This window comes from Yeosuana sp. (assembly GCF_057126245.1).
In genome coordinates, this window is the sequence record NZ_DBNGMQ010000101.1 from 1 (window position 1) to 20589 (window position 20589).

A 20589-nucleotide genomic window follows, 5' to 3' on the forward strand; every position below is an offset into this window, starting at 1 on the left:
TTGACTGCCAGTCAAGCGCTCTAGCCAACTGAGCTACATCCCCAAATGTCTTATATACAGCGTTTAATAAGGCTTTACGCCCTTTAACTAGTGATGCATTTTGTTAAAACTATGCAAATGTATACATTTAATTACAAAAACCCACTACCAAAACCCAGAACCAAATAAATATATTATTTAAAATAATTATGATTATTTATTTGTAGAAAGTATCTTTAAAAAGTGTATTATATAAATACACCTAATGGTCATATATACAAGTAAACATATCCATTTATTAGATGTCATTAGAGAAAAAATTAAAAAAATATGAAAAGAACCGTTTTACTTTTATTCACTGCATTAATTCTTTTTAACTGTAAAAAGAGCGAAAATAAAGAGGGACAACAAAGTTCGATTGAAACAACTGAACCTAGAGGAGTTGAAAATGTCGCCTATAAGTGGGGATATATGGCGTTGACAGCTCAAGCTAATGATACTGAAAAATTTAAACCAAGACCAACTGTTACCTCTCGGTATTTGGGTTTGATATTCGTTTCCATTTTTGACGCTTGGTCAATGTATGACGAAAAAGCGACTCCTGTCTATCTTGAAGGAGCTGATAGAAGACCCACAACAGAGCATACGCTTAAAAATAAAGAAATTGCTATTAGCTATGCGGCATTTCGGGCAATGAATGAATATTATTTTTCAGATAAGGAATTGTTTTCGAACTTCATGAAAAAATTGGGCTTAGACCCAATGAATGAATCATTAGACTCTACAACACCCGAAGGTATTGGTAACTTAGCGGCTAAAGCTGTAATAGAGGCTCGAAAAGGTGATGGCTCTAATCAATACGGTGAAGAAGAGGGTTCGAACGGTGAGCCTTATTTTAATTACGTGGGGTACGAACCCGTTAATTCAGCTGATAAAAATGTTGACCCTAACCGCTGGCAACCAAAATATTTTTCAGATGGCAAAGGAGGGAAATATGCTCCAGGATGCTTGACTCCTTTTTGGGATAAAGTTAAACCTATCGCATTAAAATCAGCAGACCAGTTTCGTCCAGGACCTCCACCTATGATAGGTTCGGAACAATTGGAAAAAGAAGTTAAAGAGGTTATCGAAATGCAAGCTAACCTGACCGATTATCAAAAAGCTTTGGTGGAGTTTATGCGAGATGGGCCTCAATCAGTGCAGCAAGCTGGACATTGGTTGAAATTTGCTCAAGATGTCTCCCGAAGAGATAACCATACACTTGACGAAGATGTAAAAATGTATTTCTACAATCAGGTAGTTGCAATGGATGCTTTTATTGCTTCTTGGGATTCTAAAATGTTCTATGATTATGCAAGACCCTATGCATTGGTTCATCAATATTACGATAAACAAATAATCAAAGCTTGGGGTGGGGAAGGAAAAGGAATGATAAATATCGACGGAAAAGAATGGAGACCATATTCTCCCGAAATATTCTTGTGTCCTCCATTTCCAAGCTACACTTCTGGGCATAGTACTATCAGCGGAGGTTGTGCGGAAGCTTTGAAAATATGGACCGGAAGTGAGAAGTTTGGTTCCGAAGCAAAATTAGTTGCAGGAGCTTTAACAGAGCCTAATAATTTAGGAGACACAATTACCCTGAAATTTCCAACATTTACTGAGACTGCAGAAATGGCCGGTATTTCCAGAGTTTTAGGCGGTTATCATATACAATCTGATAATGTTGCTGGATTGGAATTGGGTAGAAATGTGGCTAAAGAAGTTTGGAAATTTTACAAAAAACATATAGGGGAAGAATAACAACACAAAATAAAGAATTAAATTAAATACTAACTTAAGATATCCATAAACCATATACACAGCCATAAGAAACACTAATTGTAATAATTATGAAAACAGATACAGATATAACTAAGTCTTGGCCTGACGAATTAGATGCTTTAACCGCTGCACCAAAACATCACAACCTGTTATTAGAAAATGATACTGTTAGAGTTCTTAACACGCTTATTCGTCCAAATGAAATGACAGCACTTCATACTCACAAATGGCCAGCAACACTTTATGTTTTGAGTTGGTCAGATTTCATCAGATATGATGACAAAGACAATGTTGTAATCGATTCGAGAAATTTTGATAAATCACCTCTATCGTCAACTTCCGTTTGGACTGAACCATTGCCACCTCATAAATTGAAAAACGTAGGTGAAAAGGACATACATATTATAAGTGTTGAAATCAAAAACAAATAAAAAGGCAGCTTTTACATATATATCCTGAGTTGAAAATATCTCAAATACAAGGGATACTAGAAATTAAGAATTCTGCCCTCATTAGATACCAATCAAGGGCTCTAGACAACTTAGCTGCATCCCCAAAATATTATTTGAGTCCACTTAAAACTAAAACCGGAATTTCACTTGAAAAATCTTTTTTCAGTATTACATTTTTTTCCCATTTTTTAGTAAAAAATCCTCTTTTTCGTCTTACTACACACAACATATCTGGATTGTGCGATTCATAATGTCTCAAAACACCGTGAAATGTTGTTGCATTTTCGGTTTTTAAAACCTCATCAACTAATGATGTTAGCTCTTCGTTAACATCAAAATCTCCTTCTTTATGATAAGGTGTTTTTACTAACAACAGATTTATTTTACTATTAAATTTTTCTTTGAAAAACCTTAGAGGATCTAAAACATGTTCTTTTTTAATAATAGCAGATTTCATTGCTGCTAAAATATTCTTCACTGGTTTATAGGTATACCCTTCTGGAACTATTAAAGATGCTGGACCGTTCATTTGCTTGATGATTTTTCCAGACGTTTCTCCAAGAAAGACCTCCTCTTCAATAGAGTTAGTTCTAGGTTGAATCAATATCAAATCAATGTTCGCTATCTTACACACCAAGTCTAAAGTATCAACTATTTTTCCTTTCAATACTTTTGCAACTATTTCGACATTTTTTGTGTCAATTTTAGAAATAAGTTCATTCAAATATTCTTTACTCTCTCGTTCAACTATATGATCTAAATTAATCATTGTTCCAGCTTTTGTAAAAACTTTATAGATATGAACAATGTAAAGTTTAGCCTCAAATGCCTCAGCAAAATCAACAGCATACTGCAAATGACTTATGGTGTTTTTTGAGGTTCCAACTGGTACTAAAATATTTTTCATGCGTAAAATTTTAAAATTTAAATTTACAATAAAAATGCGGTACAAAATTAAACATAAAAACGACTTGGAAGATAACTCTTAAATATATTCATACTTTTAAAAAAAATAATCAAGAAACTCTGTGAATTTAGATATCAGTATAAAAAACATAAATAGATTAGCTATTCCTGCTTTAATATCGGGAATTTCTGAGCCTATTATATCATTAACAGATGCCGCAATAGTTGGTAATATTCATGTTAATGCAACAGAGTCTTTAGCAGCCGTTGGTATAGTAGGTACTTTTTTATCAATGTTAATATGGGTTTTGGGTCAAACGAGAAGCGCAATTTCTTCAATTGTTTCACAATATGTAGGTGCTAATAACTTAAATAACGTTAAAAATCTTCCTGCTCAAGCCATTTTCATCATCACATCAATTAGTATTTTAATTATTGTATTTACTTATCCCTTTTCAAGATCTATTTTTAAACTATATAACGCGTCAGATTTAATTTTAGATTACAGTACTATATATTACAAAATACGTGTGTTTGGATTTCCTTTTACTCTCTTTACTTTTGCAATTTTTGGTTCATTCAGAGGTTTGCAAAACACCTATTACCCAATGATTATATCTCTTTTAGGTGCTATTATTAATATTGTTTTAGATGTGATTCTAGTATATGGTATTGATGGTTTTTTTGAACCAATGAATATTAGGGGAGCAGCTTATGCCAGTCTAATTTCACAATTCGTTATGGCTATCAGTTCTGCTTATTTTTTGATAAAGAAAACACCAATTTCTTTAAAAGTAACCTTTCCTTTTAACGAAGAGATAAGACGATTCGTTATTATGATTCTTAATCTTTTTATAAGAACTATTGCCTTAAATGTTACTTTATATTTTGCCAGCGCTTTTGCTACAAGTTATGGTGCAGAATATATAGCAGCTTATACAATTGCGATTAATCTTTGGTTTTTAGGAGCCTTTATTATTGATGGATATGCCAGTGCTGGTAATATTTTATCCGGGAAGTTATATGGTGCCCAGGCCTATAATTTATTAATACAATTAAGCAATAAACTTATTAAATACGGTATTATAGTTGGATTAATAACAGCCATAGTTGGTGCTATTCTTTATAAACCTATTGGCCATATTTTTACTTCAGATCCTGAAGTATTAAATGTTTTCTATGATGTATTTTGGTTGGTATTAATCATGCAACCCTTTTGTGCTTTAGCCTTTATTTTTGATGGCATGTTTAAAGGTCTTGGGAAAATGAAATATCTAAGGAATGTATTGTTATTTGCGACATTTCTTGTTTTTCTTCCTATTCTATTTTGGTTAGATACTTTGGGTTATAAATTATATGCCATTTTTATAGCCCTTACTGTTTGGATAATTGCGAGAGGAATTCCTTTAATTATCAAATTTAGACGCTTGTTTTTACCTCTTATTTAAAACTATTAACTTTGAAACTAATATTGATTTAAAATGCTATTATTAAGTCTAATTCAAGACATAAAGATTGAAGATAAAATTAAAAATGCTCCAGATTCTAGTTATGAAATCGGTGTTTTTATAGGATCTATGCTACCATTTGTTATTTTAGTAGCTTTAGCTTATTGGATGTATGCATATAATAAAAAAATAAAAAATAAAGACTAATAGATTTTCTGAATTTTTTAAGTGGTAACGGATTGTTTTTAATTCTAGGCTTAATACTAGTAGTCATTTTCATAGTTAACAGAGTAAAAAAACACTAATCAACGGGTTTTTAGCCATCCGGTAATACTTAATCGTTCTGTATTGACTGGTTTAACTTCATGCTCAATGATTTGACTTTCAAAAATTACAACTCTACCAGGAAATGGATAAATAACCTTTTCTGTTAAATTCATATGACCGGTCGGGTAAAGAACCAGTTCGCCTCCATTTTTAGGCTGCCATCCATCTTCATTTAAATAGCAAACAAAAGATAATTTGCGTCTGTCATCATTTTCAAAAGTATCAATGTGACGTTTATAAAAGGTGCTTTTTGGGTAAAGTGCATAATGAAATTCTTTATGTAAAATACCCATAAAGCAAGTTCTGTTTAAATAGGCTATTAAATCATTAATTTTTTTGAAAAACAAGGCTTCTGCCGTATCATATTTATGTTCATCTATCCATAAAATAACATCGCCCCTAATAGATTTTTCTATGGTTTCATTGACTCTATTTCCAATGGCCGCTTTTTTAAAGGCATCTTCTTTATATTTTTCCAACAAAGAGTGTCTGAGTAATTCGACCTCTTCGTTTGTGAAAAAATGTTCAACAATACTATACTTTTTTTCAATAATATCAGATATAATCTGCTCATAAAGCGGGTTTTCAACAAAATTAATAGCCTCAAAAAGATGATTCATATTCTAAAGAGTTAAAAAAACTACCAATTCATTTTTAAGAAAAGTGCCCAAATGTAATCTAAAAACCCATTACTTTCGCAAAATGAATATCTTTGTACTTTAATTTATAATAAATGGGAAACATTCGTATTACAAAACAATTTTCTTTTGAAACTGGTCATGCTCTTTATGGTTATGATGGTAAGTGTAAAAATGTGCATGGTCATAGTTATAAATTGTCTGTTACTGTTATTGGAAAACCAATAAAAGATACTACCAATGTAAAGTTTGGAATGGTGATTGACTTTAGTGATTTAAAGAAAATAGTAAAAGAAGAGATTGTAAATGTATTCGATCATGCCACTGTTTTTAACAAAAATACGCCACATGTTGAACTGGCCAAAGAACTCGAGAACAGAGGGCATAATGTGTTATTGGTCGATTATCAACCTACAAGCGAAATGATGGTAATTGATTTCTCTAAAAAAATTAAAAACCGATTACCTAATCATATAAAACTTCATTCCTTAAAACTTCAAGAAACTGATACCTCTTTTGCCGAGTGGTACGCAAGCGATAATGAATAGTAGCCACCAAATAACGGTTCCAAAAGGACAAAAAATATACTTTGCTTCAGACAACCATCTGGGCGCACCATCATATGAAAGCTCATTACCACGTGAAAAAAAATTCATTTCATGGCTTGATGAGATAAAACAAGATGCTGCAGCCATTTTTCTTTTAGGTGATTTGTTCGACTTTTGGTTTGAATACAAAACAGTAGTACCAAAAGGGTTTACTAGAACTTTGGGTAAATTAGCCGAAATTAGTGATTCAGGAATCCCTATCTATTTTTTTGTTGGGAATCACGATATGTGGATGGCTGATTATTTTAAAACAGAATTAAACATTCCTGTTTATCATAAATCCGAAGAATTTCAATTAAATAACACCTTATTTTTTATTGGGCATGGTGATGGTTTAGGCCCTGGGGACAAAGGTTATAAACGCATGAAAAAAGTATTTACAAACCCATTATTTAAATGGCTGTTTAGATGGTTACATCCTGATATAGGCATGCGTATTGCCCAATATTTATCCGTAAAAAATAAATTAATTTCCGGTGATGACGATGCTAAATTTCTTGGTGAGGAAAACGAGTGGTTGGCCCAATATAGCAAGAAGAAGTTAGAAGAAAAACACCGTGATTTTTTTGTGTTTGGCCATAGACATTTACCATTAGAAATTAATCTTTCAAACCGTTCAAAATATATTAATCTAGGTGATTGGATTCAATATTTTACCTATGGTGTTTTTGATGGAAACGAATTTGAACTCAAAACATATTAATCTTCTTTTTCGTGCTCCTCAATATCTTTAGTAAGATCTAATTTTCTAAATGATGGTAGCACTAATCCCGTTGTAACTACCGTAATTAAAGTCATTGTTCCACCAAAAACAACGGCGGTAACCGTGCCCATAAGTTTAGCGGTTAATCCACTTTCAAAAGCACCAAGTTCATTGGAGGATCCAACAAACATAGAGTTTACCGAGGCCACACGTCCGCGCATATTATCAGGTGTTTTTATCTGCAAAATGGTTTGCCTAATCACCATGGAAATACCATCAGTCACACCACTAAAAAATAAGGCTATTACCGAAATCCAGAACATCGAAGACAAACCAAAGACAATAATACAAACGCCAAAACCAAAAATAGCACCTAAAAGTTTCATCCCTGCATTTTTGCTTATTGGAATATATGCCGTAATCAACATGGTTAAAAAAGCTCCAACAGCTGGAGCTGCTCTTAAAACGCCAAACCCTTCTGAACCCACCTTTAAAATATCTTGTGCAAACACTGGTAATAAAGCAACGGCGCCACCAAATAAAACAGCAACCATATCTAAGGTTAAAGCTCCCAAAATAGCTTTTGTTTTAAAAACAAAGCGAACACCCTCTTTTAAACTTTGAATCACAGGTTCTCCTAATTTTGGATTCAATATGGGTTTTTTCTTAATCTGTAATAGAATGATTAATGATAAAATAACCAAACTAAAAATAATACAAAGCGACCAATGAACGCCAATCCAACCAATTGAAAATCCAGCAAACGCTGGTCCTAAAACCGATGCCATTTGCCATGTAGAACTGCTCCAGGTTGCAGCATTAGCATATGATTTTTTAGGAACAATAAGTGCAATTAATGAAAAGATAGTGGGACCAAAAAAAGAACGTAATAACCCTCCGAAAAAGACCAACGCATATATTGAATATATTATTCTTTTCGTAGACCATGTTGAAACTACAACCGGCCACGTAAGTAAAAAAAGTCCTAAACTAATCAAGGAAAAAAAGGCAATACATATGGCTAATAGATTTCGTTTTTCTTTTTGATCTACAATATGACCAGCAAATAATGCCATAGAAAGTGCTGGGATAATCTCCATTAAACCAATAAGACCTAATGATAATGGATCTTTAGTAATACTGTAAACCTGCCATTCTATCACAATAAACTGCATAGACCATCCAAATACTAAAACGAATCGCAACAATAAAAAAATCTTGAATTCTTGAATTCTTAAAGCTGAATAAGGATCGGTTTTGGCCATTTGTTTTTAGGCTTGCTCTTTAATATCCCTTAACTTTAATTGCAAACTTACATTGCCTTGCCATTCATTTTCATCAATAGAATAAACCGTTTTAAATACTTTTTTATTTGAAATTAAATCGTATTTATCTCCCATTCCAAAACCAATGCAAACGAGACTATTTGATTTTGGTTGTTTCACAGTAATTCTTAAATGAGTTTTATCGTCTCCAACACATTTTCCATAACCAGTATCAGTTAAATTCTCAGTCATAAAAACAGGTGTCATATTTTCTGGTCCAAAGGGAGCAAATTGTTTAAGTATTCTATAAAACTTAGGGGTGATATCCTTTAAGTTAATAGTGGCATCAATCTTTATTTCTGGAATTAATAACGATCTATCAATGGTCTTCGACACTTCATCTTCAAAGGCTTGTTTAAAAGCCTCATAATTTTCTTCTTTAAGTGTTAGTCCTGCAGCATATTTATGTCCGCCAAACTGCTCAATGTATTCACTGCAAGCTTCTAAAACATTATAAATATCAAAGCCTCTCACAGATCTTGCTGATGCTGCTAGTTTATCACCACTCCTGGTAAAAACGAGGGTTGGTCTGTAATAGGTTTCCGTTAATCTAGAAGCTACAATTCCTATAACGCCCTTATGCCAATCTTCTTGATAAACAACGGTCGCTAGTTTGGTTTCTTCTTTGTTTGTTACTATTTGTTTTAGTGCTTCTTCCGTGATACGCTTATCTTCTTCCCGTCTATCAGAATTATAGTCATCAATTTCACTAGCATACTGCTGTGCAGTTTCGTATTCCTCCTCAATTAACAATCTCACGGCATAATTACCATGTTTCATTCTTCCCGCTGCATTAATTCTTGGTGCAACAACAAAAACGACATCTGTTATAGTGAGTTCTGTTTTATTTACCTGTTCGAGAATTGCCTTTATTCCAGGTCTGGGGTTTGTATTAATAACTCGTAAACCAAAATAAGCCAGAATTCTGTTTTCCCCTGTTATAGGAACAATATCTGCACCAATAGCTGTGGCCACTAAATCGAGATAAAATATTAATTCATCAACGGTTTTTCCTTGTTTTGAAGCCAATGCCTGTATCAATTTAAAACCAACACCACATCCGCATAATTCTTTATAAGGATATAAGCAGTCGTCTTGTTTAGGGTCTAAAACAGCCACCGCATCCGGCACTTCTGCTCCTGGTCTGTGATGGTCGCAAATAATAAAATCAATACCTTTTTCTTTTGCAAAAGCAATTTTATCAACCGCCTTAATACCACAATCTAAAGCAATAATAAGCGTGAAATCATTATCTAAAGCAAAATTAATTCCTTTGTATGAGACACCATAGCCTTCATCGTATCTATTAGGAATATAAGTATAAACTAAGGGATATTCGGTTTTTAAAAACGAAGCCATTAAAGCTACTGACGTGGTTCCGTCTACATCATAATCACCAAAAACCAAGATATTTTCCTGATTAGCCATAGCTTTTTCAATACGCGCCACCGCTTTATCCATATCTTTCATTAAAAACGGATCATGCAAATCTTCTAAACTTGGCCTGAAAAACTTTTTAGCTTCATCAAAAGTTTGAATATTTCTTTCTAAAAGCAATGCAGCTGTAACAGCATCTACATTAAGCGTTTTTTGCAAAACTTCTATTTTTGAGGAATCTATTTTTGATTTAAGTGTCCAACGCATAGCAGCATTAATTTATTAACCAATAGAACTATTGGTTATGAAAATATGTTTCTACATTTAATTCTGAAAATTGACGAAACATCTCCATAACACCACAGTATTTTTCAATTGATAAATCAACGGCACGTTGAAGTTTGCTTTCGTTAAGTTCTGTTCCAAAAAAATGAAATGCCATGGTTACCTTATCATAAAATTTAGGATGCTCTTCAGTAAGGTTTGCATCTATTTCAATTTTAAAATCATCAACTTTTAGCTTCATTTTTTTTATTAATGACGCCACATCTAAACCAGAACATCCAGCAAGTGCAGACAGCATTAACGCTTTAGGACGATACCCTTCACCTTGTCCGTCGTTTTCTGGGCCTGCATCAATAAACAAATTATGACCTGAAGGGTTCGTGCTTTCAAACTTCATGCTCCCTAACCATGTTGTCGTAATATGATTTTCCATTTTTTTGAGTTTTTATTCCTTGTAGATATCAAAAATACTATATATTAACTTAAAACAGTATTACATGTTTTTAGATATTGATAAAAGCTCTGTTAAATTTTGATGAATATTCTACAATTAACTTACCTGCTATTGTGCCAAACAATGTGTTAACATCATCTTCGGCACCTATCTGCTTGGAAAAAAACGTTCCGCTTTATTAAAAATAGATAGTTTGATGTTTGAACTTTCGTAAAAGATTCGCATTTGTTTATACTTTGTAAAAGAATCTTCTAAAATTTGGTATTTGTTGAGAGTTATAAATAAGCGGTGTCAGCAAAAAATATTATCAACAATCATGTATTTCTAAATTAAAGAAACGCCTACTCCATTTAAAGAGCTATATGCTATTACTCCTTGTTTAATAGTAACGCCTGTTGCGATATCTTCTTCTAAAAGCAAAGTGCCATCCATATCTACATAATTTAAAAGCGGAAGTAAATGGGCAATGGCAGAAATTCCAACCGAAGATTCTGTCATACAGCCTACCATGGTTTTCATGCCTAAATCTTTAGCATGAGTGAGCATCCGTCGTGCTGAGGTTAAACCACCACATTTTACCAACTTTACATTAATACCGTGAAAGTGATTATGACACTTCGAAACATCGGCTTCAATCTGACAGCTTTCATCGGCAATAATAGGCAAAACCGATTTTTTAAAAACTTCTCTATGCGCATCCCAGTTATCTGCTTTCATGGGTTGTTCCAAAAATTCAACACCTAGTTCTTTTAAAGCTATGGCGTTTTTAATGGTTTCATCGACTGTCCATCCGCAATTAGCATCAACTCTAAAAATGGCGTTCGTATGTTTTCGTAATTCGGTTACTATTTTAATATCTTCTTTGGTTCCTAGTTTTATTTTATAAATCGGCCATGGCATTTCTTTCATTTTAAAAACCATTTTTTCAATAGTGTCAATTCCAATCGTATAATTCGTTAACGGATTGTTTGAAATATCGTAATTCCATAGTTCATGAAGTTTTTTACCTTTTTTACGAGCGTATAAATCATTGTAGGCCAAATCTAGCCCACACAAGGCAAACATATTATGTTTTAAATATGGATACATACTATCCCAAAATTCTTCTGGAGTACTTTGTTTTATTGCTTGAATTTTTGATTTTAGAGACATAATATCATCCATCATTTTTTGGACAGTAACGCCATAATATGGTTTAGAGGTTGCCTCTCCATAGCCTGAATATTTACCATCTTTCAGCGCAACAATTAAATTGGGTTGTGCATTATAAGATTCTCTTGAAATGGTAAACGTGTATCTTAATTTTAATTCGTATGGTTTTAAAATAACCTCCATAAAATAGCTTTAAATTATATATGAAAGTTAATAAAATTATACCTTTGATAAAAACGAAAACTTGAATTTATGCCTTTAGTTACACCGCTTTCAGCAGACCACGATTTGGAAACCAAAAAACTTGCCGAGTTCTTTAATGAAACCCTTGGGTTTTGTCCTAATTCGGTACTAACCATGCAACGCAGACCAGCCATTAGCAAAGCGTTTATTAATTTGAATAAAGCTGTAATGGCTAATGAAGGGCGCGTAACCTCTTCATTAAAACGCATGATTGCTTGGGTAAGCAGCAATGCTACGGGTTGCCGTTATTGTCAGGCACATGCTATACGAGCGGCAGAACGTTACGGTGCCGAACAAGAGCAACTCGATAATATTTGGGAATACAGAACCCATCCTGCTTTTAACGAGGCAGAACGTGCCGCCTTAGATTTTAGTTTGGCAGCATCTCAAATTCCTAATGCTGTCGATGAAACTATTAAAACGCGTTTACACGAACATTGGAATGAAGGCGAAATAGTAGAAATGTTGGGTGTAATTTCATTGTTTGGATATTTAAACCGTTGGAACGATTCTATGGGAACCTCTATTGAAGATGGTGCCGTTGAAAGTGGCGAACAATATCTTGGAAAACATGGATGGGGAAAAGGAAAACATGTTTAGATTGTTAGATAGTAGATTTTAAAATGCTTCGCTTATTTTGATTAACGATTAACCTATCTCACGATAGGTAGATCTACCAATAATTTTATTTAAGACCTTTCCGGAAATTTTTAATATTCTTTTTTAATATAATACCTCATTATAACTTTGATTCATAAAATATAGCTAATTAAAAAAATAATTAAGTGCCTTAAGGTTTCCCGCCAACTACAATCACAATCTCCCCTTTTGGTGGTTTGTTGGTGTAATACTCTAAAACCTCTTTAGCTGTTCCTCTTATGGTTTCTTCATAGAGTTTAGTAAGTTCTCTAGAAACCGAGACTTGCCTATCTTCACCAAAATACTCACAAAAATGAGTCAATGTTTTAATCAATTTATGTGGAGATTCATAAAAAATAATGGTTCTAGTTTCTTCTGCCAACAATAATAATCGTGTTTGTCGGCCTTTTTTAACGGGCAAAAATCCTTCAAAAATAAATTTATCATTAGGCAAACCTGAGTTTACTAAAGCAGGTACAAAAGCGGTAGCTCCTGGCAAACAGTCTACTTCAATATTGTTTTCAATACAGGCTCGCGTTAATAAAAATCCAGGGTCTGAAATAGCAGGTGTCCCAGCATCACTAATTAATGCAACCGTGGTGCCACCTTTTAGTTTTTGAATTAAATTTTGAACGGTTTTATGCTCATTATGCATGTGATGAGATTGCATATGCGTACTAATTTCAAAATGTTTTAAAAGTTTTCCAGAGGTGCGTGTGTCTTCAGCAAGAATTAAATCAACGTCTTTTAAAACCTCAACAGCTCTAAAGGTCATATCCTTTAAATTGCCTATTGGTGTGGGAACAATATAAAGTTTACTCATGAATTAAACTTGCTTTCAATAATTTCCATCAAACGATCTTCAACGTCTTCTTTACCAATCCAATTGTTATAGTCTGGTTTTACAATATTTTGAATAAGTTTACTCGCTTCGAAAAAACTACTAGAAGTATTTATTTGAGATAACACGCGTTCATAGTCTTCTGCTTTGCCTTCAAACAAGTGTTTAATAAATGCTAATTTATCATTTAAGCCAATATTTAGTGTATTCGCTTTCAACCTATCATTTAATGTTTTTTGCCTGTTTACTTCTACTTTATTGGCGTCTATAACAGGCTCAAACTCTGGCATATTTTTAAAACCTGCTGTTAATTCTTCAAAATCGGTTTCATAAATCCGTTTGATAGGTTCATTATCATCAATATCAGAATCGTCTTCCTCGGGCATATGCTCAACCATATCTTTAATGGTTTTCATACCTGGTTCCATAATGGAACCTTCATCTGCATCGTCAAGGTTAATGTAGATTTTATCTTCAACTTCTATGGTATCACTCAAGGTATTATTAAAAGCATTGTCAAGCATGCCAAAAAATGACGAATCATTTCCAATTGACGGAATATTATCTTCAAAATTATCATGGGCAAACTTTAATACAGACAATTTTTCAAAAAGAACGGATACTTCTGCATGCATTTTTATAACATCCTCTTTCCCTTTTAACTTGAGAATTCTGTGCGCTATACTTATCAATTCAGATTCCAATTTCTTCTTCATTGTTTTAATTTTTTAGAATTATATTATTTGGACTTTTATTTTTAATAAATTTACGTCACCTTTATGCAAACGAATATTTGATTTGTTTTAGTGTTAAAATTACAAAATGTTTCTTGAAAATACAGTAAATCATAAAGAACAATTTGGGTGGATTGAAGTAATCTGCGGCTCTATGTTTTCTGGTAAAACAGAAGAACTAATTAGACGTCTTAAACGTGCTCAATTTGCAAGGCAAAAAGTGGAAATTTTTAAGCCTGCAATTGATGTGCGCTATGATGAAGACATGGTAGTCTCTCATGATGCTAATGAAATACGCTCAACACCTGTTCCAGCGGCGGCAAATATTCCTATTCTTGCTGACGGTTGTGATGTGGTGGGCATTGATGAGGCTCAGTTTTTTGATGATGAAATTGTTCGTATATGCAATGATTTAGCCAACAAAGGGGTTCGGGTTATTGTAGCTGGTCTGGATATGGATTTTAAAGGTAATCCGTTTGGGCCAATGCCTAGTTTAATGGCAACCGCTGAGTATGTAACCAAAGTACACGCCGTTTGTACACGAACAGGGAATTTGGCACAATATAGCTACCGAAAATCTAAAAATGACAATCTTGTTATGTTGGGTGAGGTAGAAGAATATGAACCCTTAAGTAGAGCGGCCTATTATAAAGCCATGATGCGCGATAAAGTCCGTAATATGAAGGTTAATGATGCTGAAGAAGTGATTTCAAAACCTAAAAATTCGGATGCCTAAAGCCAAAGAAACCATCCTTGAAATTGATTTAAAAGCTCTTAAACATAATTTTGAGTATATAAAATCTAAAATTTCTCAAAAAACCAAAACTTTAGCAGTTGTTAAAGCGTTTGCATACGGCAGTGATGCTATTGAAATAGCGCTTTATTTACAACATCTTGATGTTGATTATTTTGCGGTCGCTTATGTAAAAGAAGGTATCGCTTTAAGACAAGCTGGAGTTAAAACACCTATATTGGTACTGCATCCACAGTCTGTAAATTTTAAAAAACTAATTGATCATTGTCTTGAACCTAGTTTATACAATGCTAAGATTTTAAATGAGTTTATAAAAGTATCTTCTGAAGAAAACCAAACGGATTACCCAATTCATATAAAATTCAATACAGGTTTAAATCGTTTAGGTTTTTTAGAACGCGATATTGATTATCTGGTATCTAAATTAGAAACAACCAAAAGTGTAAAAGTAAAATCTATATTCTCACATTTAGCGGCAAGTGAGGATTTAAACGAAAAAGAATTCACTTTAAATCAAATAAAAACCTTTCAAGTTATTTCTAAAGAATTTTGTTCTAAAATTAAAGATAAACCTTGGCTTCATATCTGTAATACATCTGGAATTCTAAACTATCCTGAAGCACATTTTGATATGGTTAGAACTGGCATTGGTTTATATGGTTTTGGTAATTCAGAAAAAGAGAACAAACACTTTAAACCTATTGGGACTTTAAAAACTATTATTTCACAAATTCATGTCATTGAAAAAGGCAAATCGGTTGGTTACAACAGAGCTTATAAAAGTGATACTGTCGTAAAAACTGCAACACTTCCAATTGGACATGCCGATGGTATAGGAAGGCAATATGGCAATGGAAAAGGATTTGTAATAATTAACAATCAGCAAGCGCCTATTATCGGAAATGTTTGTATGGATATGATTATGGTAAATATTACTAATATTGAATGCGAAGAAGGAGATGAAGTGGTTGTTTTTGGACCAAAATCTACGGCTGAGGAGTTGGCTCAACAAACAAACACTATTTCTTATGAGCTTATAACAGCCATTTCACAACGCGTTAAACGCGTCTTCATAAAATAATATTAAAAAGAAACTTTAAGTTTAGCTTTTTTGATTATTTTAGATTTTCACTAACTAAAACGTATAATCATGTTAAAAGAATTTAAGGAATTTGCAATGAAGGGCAATCTCGTTGATATTGCCGTTGCTTTTGTTATGGGTGCTGCTTTTAATAAAGTAGTGGCATCTTTCACTGGAGGTATTGTATCTCCATTAGTTGGATTAATTTTTAAATCAGACTTTAAAGATTTAAAATGGATTATTACTGAAGGAGTAGCCGATGAAGCAGGAAACCTTACTGGGGAAGTAGCTGTGCTTTATGGAAGTTTTATTACCAACTTAATAGACTTTATTATTGTTGCCTTTGTCATGTTTATGTTAATAAAAGGTATTACTAAAATGAAGAAAAAGGAAGAAGCAGCTGCACCTCCTCCACCTCCTGGTCCTTCCCAAGAGGATTTATTGACAGAAATAAGAGATTTGCTTAAAAAATAACTTTATGTTAAATAAATAACACTTTGTTATTTATTGTTAAAAAGACCTCGTTTTAAAAAAATGAGGTCTTTTTTTGGTTTTAAAAATAGAATTAATGCCTAATTTTGTTTACCAAATTTTATTAAAATAAAAAAATGAAAGTAGCTGTTGTTGGCGCCACTGGTATGGTTGGCGAAGTAATGCTGAAAGTTCTAGCAGAACGTAATTTTCCAATTACTGAATTATTGGTAGTGGCCTCAGAACGTTCGGTAGGTAAAAAATTAACGTATAAAAATAGTGAATACACCATAATAGGCTTAGCTGATGCTGTTGCTGCAAAACCAGATATTGCTATTTTTTCAGCTGGTGGAGGCACTTCATTAGAATGGGCTCCTAAATTCGCTGAAGCTGGAACTACAGTAATCGATAATTCTTCAGCATGGCGTATGGATCCAACCAAAAAATTAGTGGTTCCAGAAATAAATGCACATGAACTAACAAAAGACGATAAAATTATAGCAAACCCTAATTGCTCAACCATTCAAATGGTCTTGGCATTATCGTCACTTCACAAAAAATATAAAATGAAACGTGTGGTCGTTTCAACATATCAGTCGGTTTCTGGCACAGGCGTAAAGGCGGTTAAACAATTAGAAAATGAAATCGCTGGTATTGAAGGTGAAATGGCTTACCCTTATCCAATTGGTAGAAATGCATTACCACATTGTGATGTGTTTGAAGATAACGGCTATACTAAAGAAGAAATGAAATTAGCCAAAGAACCTCAAAAAATATTTAACGACAAAACGTTTTCTGTGACTGCTACAGCTGTTAGGATCCCTACTTCTGGAGGGCATTCAGAATCTGTAAATGTAGAATTTGAAAATGATTTTGAATTATCTGAAGTACGACAATTATTGAGCGAAACACCCGGAGTTATTGTTCAAGATAATACGGCAACAAACACCTATCCAATGCCTATTCTTGCCCATGACAAAGATGAGGTTTTCGTCGGTCGTTTAAGACGCGATGAATCACAACCAAACACATTAAACATGTGGATTGTTGCTGATAATTTACGTAAAGGTGCTGCAACTAATGCCATTCAAATTGGAGAATATTTAATAGAAAATAATTTAGTATAATCAACTTTAACAAACTAAACTTATACTAAACTTTAAGCTTCTACATTTTTTGTGGAAGCTTTTTTCTTTAAGGTTTATTTTTTTGACATCTTTAAAAGATATTATGGTAAATTTATTTGCAAAGTAAACACCCCTTTTTAACTAAAATATTTTTATATATTTTTGACATTAACCATCATTACATAACTTTGAAATATCCTAGAACAAAAACTATAAACACTGTTGACACCCATTTTGGTGTTGATATAAAAGACCCTTTTAGATGGTTAGAAGACGACAGAAGCAGTGATACCAAAGCTTGGGTAGACGCTCAAAACAAGATCACCTTTGATTATTTAAATAAAATCCCCTTTAGAAAAGACCTTAAAAAGCGTCTTACAAGTTTATGGAATTATGAAAAAATAGGAGCGCCTTTCGTTGAAGGAGATTACACCTATTTTTCAAAAAACAATGGGTTACAAAATCAAGATGTTTATTACAGAAAGAAAGGAGATGCTGAAGCTGAAGTTTTTTTAGACCCTAACACCTTTTCAAAAGACGGTACCATTTCACTTGATGGATTAAGCTTTTCAAAAAATGGAAAAATACTTGCCTATTCTATCTCTGAAGGAGGAAGTGACTGGCGTAAAGTGGTTATTATAGATGTTGAAACAAAAAATATTATTGAACAACCACTGATAGATATCAAATTCAGCCCTATTTCATGGTATAAAAATGATGGCTTTTACTATTCAAGTTATGATAAACCAAAAGGAAGCGAGCTGTCTGCAAAAACAGATCAACACAAAGTATATTACCATAAACTAGGAACTCCACAAAAAGAAGATAAATTAATTTTTGGTGGAACAGCAAAAGAAAAGCATCGTTACATCTATGGGACCGTTACAGAAGATGATAAGTATTTAGTATTAACACCGCGTATATCTACATCTGGGAACAAGTTGTATCTAAAGGATTTATCCGTTCCAAAAAGCAAATTGATAGCCATACTTAATAATACAGATAGTGATACTTTTTTAATTCAAAATCAAGAAAGCAACCTGTTTCTTATCACCAATCTTAATGCTCCAAATAAACGTGTGGTAATGGTTGATGCACAAAATCCAACACCAGAACATTGGGTTGATGTAATTCCAGAGACAGAACATGTATTAAATATTTCAACAGGGAATGGTTATTTATTTGCCGAATATATGGTAGATGCTATTTCAAAAATAAAACAATACGACTTTAACGGGACATTAATCAGAAATATTGAGCTACCTGGACCTGGTTCTGCTGGTGGTTTTTCAGGAAAAAAAAGCGATACTACTTTATATTATTCATTTACTAATTATAATACACCTTCAAGTCTTTATTCTTTAAATCCAAAAACAGGGGAAACTGCATTATATTGGAAACCTAGTATAGATTTTAACTCTAGTGATTTTGAAAGTAATCACGCGTTTTATACATCTAAGGACGGAACAAAAATCCCTATGATGATTACTCATAAAAAAGGGATTGAATTACATGGTAAAAATCCAACCATATTATATGGTTACGGCGGATTCAATATTAGTTTAACGCCTTCCTTTAGCATTACAAATGCTGTTTGGATGGAACAAGGAGGTATCCTAGCTGTTCCCAATTTAAGAGGTGGTGGCGAATATGGACGCGCATGGCATGATGCTGGAACGCAATTAAAAAAACAAAATGTATTTGATGATTTTATCGCTGCTGCCAAATACCTAATAACCAACAACTATACGTCTTCAGAATATTTAGCATTGAGAGGTGGTTCAAATGGAGGTTTATTGGTGGGTGCGGTTATGACGCAACGTCCTAATCTGGCTAAAGTAGCATTACCCGCGGTAGGCGTTTTAGATATGTTACGATATCATACATTTACAGCAGGTGCAGGTTGGGCTTATGACTATGGAACCGTTGAACAAAGCAAAGAAATATTCGAATACCTTAAAGGCTATTCTCCTGTTCATAATGTAAAAGAAGGCGTCAATTATCCTGCAACTTTGGTAACCACGGGAGATCACGATGACCGGGTAGTACCTGCGCATAGCTTTAAGTTTATCGCCGAATTACAACGAAAACAATCAGGAAACAACCCAACTTTAATTAGAATTGAAACCGATGCTGGTCATGGCGCAGGTACTCCTGTGAGTAAGACTATTGAACAGTATGCGGATATATTCGCTTTTACTCTATACAATATGGGTTATATCGCTTTACCCAAAAAAAAATAACCCATATCTTAAAAATTAAAACTACATGGAATTCAAGCGATTTTTTTATGGTATTTTTACAACATGTTACAGGTAAAAAACATTTCATTTGGCTATGGAAGTTCTCTCATTTTAAAGAATATTTCTTTTGAAGTTAATCAAGGCGAACACTTCGCTATTATTGGTGAAAGTGGTTCCGGAAAAAGTACGCTTTTAAAATTAATTTACGGAACATACGACCTAAATGAAGGACATATGTTTTGGAAAGAACAAGCTATTTTAGGTCCAAAATTCAATCTGATTATCGGACCTGATTATATGAAATACGTTGCTCAGGAATTTGATTTAATGCCTTTTACAACAGTTTCAGAAAACATAGGTGAATTTCTATCAAATTTTTATCCTGAGGAAAAACAAGAACGGATTACAGAACTTCTACAAGTAGTAGAATTAGAAGCTTGGGCTAACACTAAAGTAAAATTGTTAAGCGGCGGACAAAAACAACGTGTCGCCTTAGCAAGAGCCCTCGCGAAAGAACCTGAAATATTATTATTAGATGAACCTTTCAGTCATATTGACAATTTTAAAAAGCAATCTTTAAGAAGGCGATTTTTTAAACACTTAAAAGAAAAAAATGTTACTTGTATCGTGGCAACACACGATAAACAAGATGTCCTTGGTTTTTCTGATAAGATGATTGTTATTCACGATACTAAGGTTATAGCACAAAACACGCCCCAAAATATTTATAAAAATCCTGAAATTCCACTTATAGCTTCATTTTTTGATGAATTTAATATTTTTAAACCGCAAGGAATTAAATATGCCCATGAGCTTAAAATTGTTGACCAATCAGGTTTAAAAGGAATCGTAAAAGCCTCTTATTTTAACGGAAACTCATGGCTTATCGAAGTAGCATACAACGCTAAGACTATTTTTATTAAACATCATTCTCAATTAAAAGAAAACACCACTGTCTCTTTTAAAATAATTAACTAG

Annotated in this window: 21 protein-coding genes; 13 read left to right on the plus strand and 8 right to left on the minus strand. The window is 33.3% G+C overall.

Going from position 1 to position 20589, the window contains the following annotated elements; genetic code table 11:
• Positions 1 to 309 precede the first annotated feature (309 nt).
• Together AC15TD_RS13410 and AC15TD_RS13415 are read left to right on the plus strand one after the other, a co-directional pair.
• Positions 310 to 1782 (plus strand): vanadium-dependent haloperoxidase, encoded by a 1473-nt coding sequence (locus AC15TD_RS13410; RefSeq protein ID WP_484452661.1) that lies wholly within the window; start codon positions 310 to 312, stop codon positions 1780 to 1782.
• Positions 1783 to 1871: 89 nt separating this feature from the next.
• Positions 1872 to 2234: a hypothetical protein gene (locus AC15TD_RS13415; RefSeq protein ID WP_484452662.1), complete on the plus strand. Its 363-nt coding sequence runs from the start codon at positions 1872 to 1874 to the stop codon at positions 2232 to 2234.
• 130 nt (positions 2235 to 2364) lie between these two features.
• Here the strand turns inward: AC15TD_RS13415 and AC15TD_RS13420 are convergent, their stop codons facing one another.
• The gene (locus tag AC15TD_RS13420; RefSeq protein WP_484452663.1) at positions 2365 to 3162 is read right to left on the minus strand and encodes a universal stress protein; all 798 of its coding nucleotides are present in this window, start codon (positions 3160 to 3162) and stop codon (positions 2365 to 2367) included.
• A gap of 121 nt (positions 3163 to 3283) precedes the next feature.
• On the opposite strand from AC15TD_RS13420, the gene AC15TD_RS13425 reads away from it, so the two are divergent.
• Both AC15TD_RS13425 and AC15TD_RS13430 read left to right on the plus strand, forming a co-directional pair.
• A complete protein-coding gene (locus AC15TD_RS13425) occupies positions 3284 to 4609 on the plus strand; it encodes an MATE family efflux transporter (RefSeq protein WP_484452664.1) in 1326 nt (441 codons plus the stop codon).
• 33 nt (positions 4610 to 4642) lie between these two features.
• A complete protein-coding gene (locus AC15TD_RS13430) occupies positions 4643 to 4816 on the plus strand; it encodes a hypothetical protein (protein ID WP_484452665.1) in 174 nt (57 codons plus the stop codon).
• A 98-nt stretch (positions 4817 to 4914) separates the two neighbouring features.
• Here the strand turns inward: AC15TD_RS13430 and AC15TD_RS13435 are convergent, their stop codons facing one another.
• Positions 4915 to 5556, minus strand: coding sequence for a 2OG-Fe(II) oxygenase (locus AC15TD_RS13435; RefSeq protein WP_484452666.1), 642 nt, complete (start codon positions 5554 to 5556; stop codon positions 4915 to 4917).
• A 113-nt stretch (positions 5557 to 5669) separates the two neighbouring features.
• On the opposite strand from AC15TD_RS13435, the gene AC15TD_RS13440 reads away from it, so the two are divergent.
• Together AC15TD_RS13440 and AC15TD_RS13445 are read left to right on the plus strand one after the other, a co-directional pair.
• Complete coding sequence (locus tag AC15TD_RS13440; protein WP_484452667.1) at positions 5670 to 6122, plus strand: 6-pyruvoyl trahydropterin synthase family protein; 453 nt, start codon at positions 5670 to 5672, stop codon at positions 6120 to 6122.
• Between the two features lie 10 nt (positions 6123 to 6132).
• Positions 6133 to 6885, plus strand: coding sequence for a UDP-2,3-diacylglucosamine diphosphatase (locus AC15TD_RS13445; protein ID WP_484452734.1), 753 nt, complete (start codon positions 6133 to 6135; stop codon positions 6883 to 6885).
• Here AC15TD_RS13445 and AC15TD_RS13450 read toward each other — a convergent pair.
• The 4 genes from AC15TD_RS13450 to AC15TD_RS13465 form a co-directional block, all read right to left on the minus strand.
• A complete protein-coding gene (locus AC15TD_RS13450) occupies positions 6882 to 8150 on the minus strand; it encodes an MFS transporter (protein WP_484452668.1) in 1269 nt (422 codons plus the stop codon). The two genes, AC15TD_RS13445 and AC15TD_RS13450, sit on opposite strands and share 4 nt — an antisense overlap.
• 6 nt (positions 8151 to 8156) lie before the next feature.
• Positions 8157 to 9854, minus strand: a complete 1698-nt coding sequence (gene recJ, locus AC15TD_RS13455) for a single-stranded-DNA-specific exonuclease RecJ (protein WP_484452669.1) — start codon at positions 9852 to 9854, stop codon at positions 8157 to 8159.
• 28 nt (positions 9855 to 9882) lie between these two features.
• Positions 9883 to 10305 (minus strand): OsmC family protein, encoded by a 423-nt coding sequence (locus tag AC15TD_RS13460; RefSeq protein ID WP_484452670.1) that lies wholly within the window; start codon positions 10303 to 10305, stop codon positions 9883 to 9885.
• A gap of 345 nt (positions 10306 to 10650) precedes the next feature.
• A complete protein-coding gene (locus AC15TD_RS13465) occupies positions 10651 to 11661 on the minus strand; it encodes a dipeptide epimerase (protein WP_484452671.1) in 1011 nt (336 codons plus the stop codon).
• A 69-nt stretch (positions 11662 to 11730) separates the two neighbouring features.
• Between AC15TD_RS13465 and AC15TD_RS13470 the strand changes: the two genes are divergently transcribed.
• Positions 11731 to 12321 (plus strand): carboxymuconolactone decarboxylase family protein, encoded by a 591-nt coding sequence (locus AC15TD_RS13470; protein WP_484452672.1) that lies wholly within the window; start codon positions 11731 to 11733, stop codon positions 12319 to 12321.
• Positions 12322 to 12511: 190 nt separating this feature from the next.
• Here the strand turns inward: AC15TD_RS13470 and rsmI are convergent, their stop codons facing one another.
• Both rsmI and AC15TD_RS13480 read right to left on the minus strand, forming a co-directional pair.
• A complete protein-coding gene (rsmI, locus tag AC15TD_RS13475; protein ID WP_484452673.1) occupies positions 12512 to 13183 on the minus strand; it encodes a 16S rRNA (cytidine(1402)-2'-O)-methyltransferase in 672 nt (223 codons plus the stop codon).
• The gene (locus AC15TD_RS13480) at positions 13180 to 13917 is read right to left on the minus strand and encodes a hypothetical protein (protein WP_484452674.1); all 738 of its coding nucleotides are present in this window, start codon (positions 13915 to 13917) and stop codon (positions 13180 to 13182) included. Before AC15TD_RS13480 ends, rsmI begins: the two co-directional genes overlap by 4 nt.
• Positions 13918 to 14023: 106 nt before the next feature.
• Between AC15TD_RS13480 and AC15TD_RS13485 the strand changes: the two genes are divergently transcribed.
• From AC15TD_RS13485 to AC15TD_RS13510, 6 genes are all read left to right on the plus strand, one after another.
• Complete coding sequence (locus AC15TD_RS13485; RefSeq protein WP_484452675.1) at positions 14024 to 14671, plus strand: thymidine kinase; 648 nt, start codon at positions 14024 to 14026, stop codon at positions 14669 to 14671.
• Positions 14664 to 15770, plus strand: coding sequence for an alanine racemase (gene alr, locus AC15TD_RS13490; protein WP_484452676.1), 1107 nt, complete (start codon positions 14664 to 14666; stop codon positions 15768 to 15770). Before AC15TD_RS13485 ends, alr begins: the two co-directional genes overlap by 8 nt.
• 69 nt (positions 15771 to 15839) lie before the next feature.
• Positions 15840 to 16244 carry a large-conductance mechanosensitive channel protein MscL gene (mscL, locus tag AC15TD_RS13495; RefSeq protein WP_484452677.1) on the plus strand — a complete coding sequence of 135 codons (405 nt, stop codon included), beginning with the start codon at positions 15840 to 15842 and terminating at the stop codon, positions 16242 to 16244.
• 134 nt (positions 16245 to 16378) lie between these two features.
• A complete protein-coding gene (locus AC15TD_RS13500) occupies positions 16379 to 17368 on the plus strand; it encodes an aspartate-semialdehyde dehydrogenase (RefSeq protein ID WP_484452678.1) in 990 nt (329 codons plus the stop codon).
• A 182-nt stretch (positions 17369 to 17550) separates the two neighbouring features.
• Complete coding sequence (locus AC15TD_RS13505) at positions 17551 to 19611, plus strand: prolyl oligopeptidase family serine peptidase (protein ID WP_484452735.1); 2061 nt, start codon at positions 17551 to 17553, stop codon at positions 19609 to 19611.
• A 63-nt stretch (positions 19612 to 19674) separates the two neighbouring features.
• Complete coding sequence (locus tag AC15TD_RS13510) at positions 19675 to 20589, plus strand: ABC transporter ATP-binding protein (protein WP_484452679.1); 915 nt, start codon at positions 19675 to 19677, stop codon at positions 20587 to 20589.

Bases quoted from the DNA above. Each gene is read 5' to 3' on its own strand.
- AC15TD_RS13410 (WP_484452661.1), top strand. From the start codon at position 310: ATGAAAAGAACCGTTTTACTTTTATTCACTGCATTAATTCTTTTTAAC.
- AC15TD_RS13415 (WP_484452662.1), top strand. From the start codon at position 1,872: ATGAAAACAGATACAGATATAACTAAGTCTTGGCCTGACGAATTAGAT.
- AC15TD_RS13420 (WP_484452663.1), bottom strand. From the start codon at position 3,162: ATGAAAAATATTTTAGTACCAGTTGGAACCTCAAAAAACACCATAAGT.
- AC15TD_RS13430 (WP_484452665.1), top strand. From the start codon at position 4,643: ATGCTATTATTAAGTCTAATTCAAGACATAAAGATTGAAGATAAAATT.
- AC15TD_RS13435 (WP_484452666.1), bottom strand. From the start codon at position 5,556: ATGAATCATCTTTTTGAGGCTATTAATTTTGTTGAAAACCCGCTTTAT.
- AC15TD_RS13440 (WP_484452667.1), top strand. From the start codon at position 5,670: ATGGGAAACATTCGTATTACAAAACAATTTTCTTTTGAAACTGGTCAT.
- AC15TD_RS13450 (WP_484452668.1), bottom strand. From the start codon at position 8,150: ATGGCCAAAACCGATCCTTATTCAGCTTTAAGAATTCAAGAATTCAAG.
- recJ (WP_484452669.1), bottom strand. From the start codon at position 9,854: ATGCGTTGGACACTTAAATCAAAAATAGATTCCTCAAAAATAGAAGTT.
- AC15TD_RS13460 (WP_484452670.1), bottom strand. From the start codon at position 10,305: ATGGAAAATCATATTACGACAACATGGTTAGGGAGCATGAAGTTTGAA.
- AC15TD_RS13465 (WP_484452671.1), bottom strand. From the start codon at position 11,661: ATGGAGGTTATTTTAAAACCATACGAATTAAAATTAAGATACACGTTT.
- AC15TD_RS13470 (WP_484452672.1), top strand. From the start codon at position 11,731: ATGCCTTTAGTTACACCGCTTTCAGCAGACCACGATTTGGAAACCAAA.
- rsmI (WP_484452673.1), bottom strand. From the start codon at position 13,183: ATGAGTAAACTTTATATTGTTCCCACACCAATAGGCAATTTAAAGGAT.
- AC15TD_RS13480 (WP_484452674.1), bottom strand. From the start codon at position 13,917: ATGAAGAAGAAATTGGAATCTGAATTGATAAGTATAGCGCACAGAATT.
- AC15TD_RS13485 (WP_484452675.1), top strand. From the start codon at position 14,024: ATGTTTCTTGAAAATACAGTAAATCATAAAGAACAATTTGGGTGGATT.
- alr (WP_484452676.1), top strand. From the start codon at position 14,664: ATGCCTAAAGCCAAAGAAACCATCCTTGAAATTGATTTAAAAGCTCTT.
- mscL (WP_484452677.1), top strand. From the start codon at position 15,840: ATGTTAAAAGAATTTAAGGAATTTGCAATGAAGGGCAATCTCGTTGAT.
- AC15TD_RS13500 (WP_484452678.1), top strand. From the start codon at position 16,379: ATGAAAGTAGCTGTTGTTGGCGCCACTGGTATGGTTGGCGAAGTAATG.
- AC15TD_RS13510 (WP_484452679.1), top strand. From the start codon at position 19,675: ATGTTACAGGTAAAAAACATTTCATTTGGCTATGGAAGTTCTCTCATT.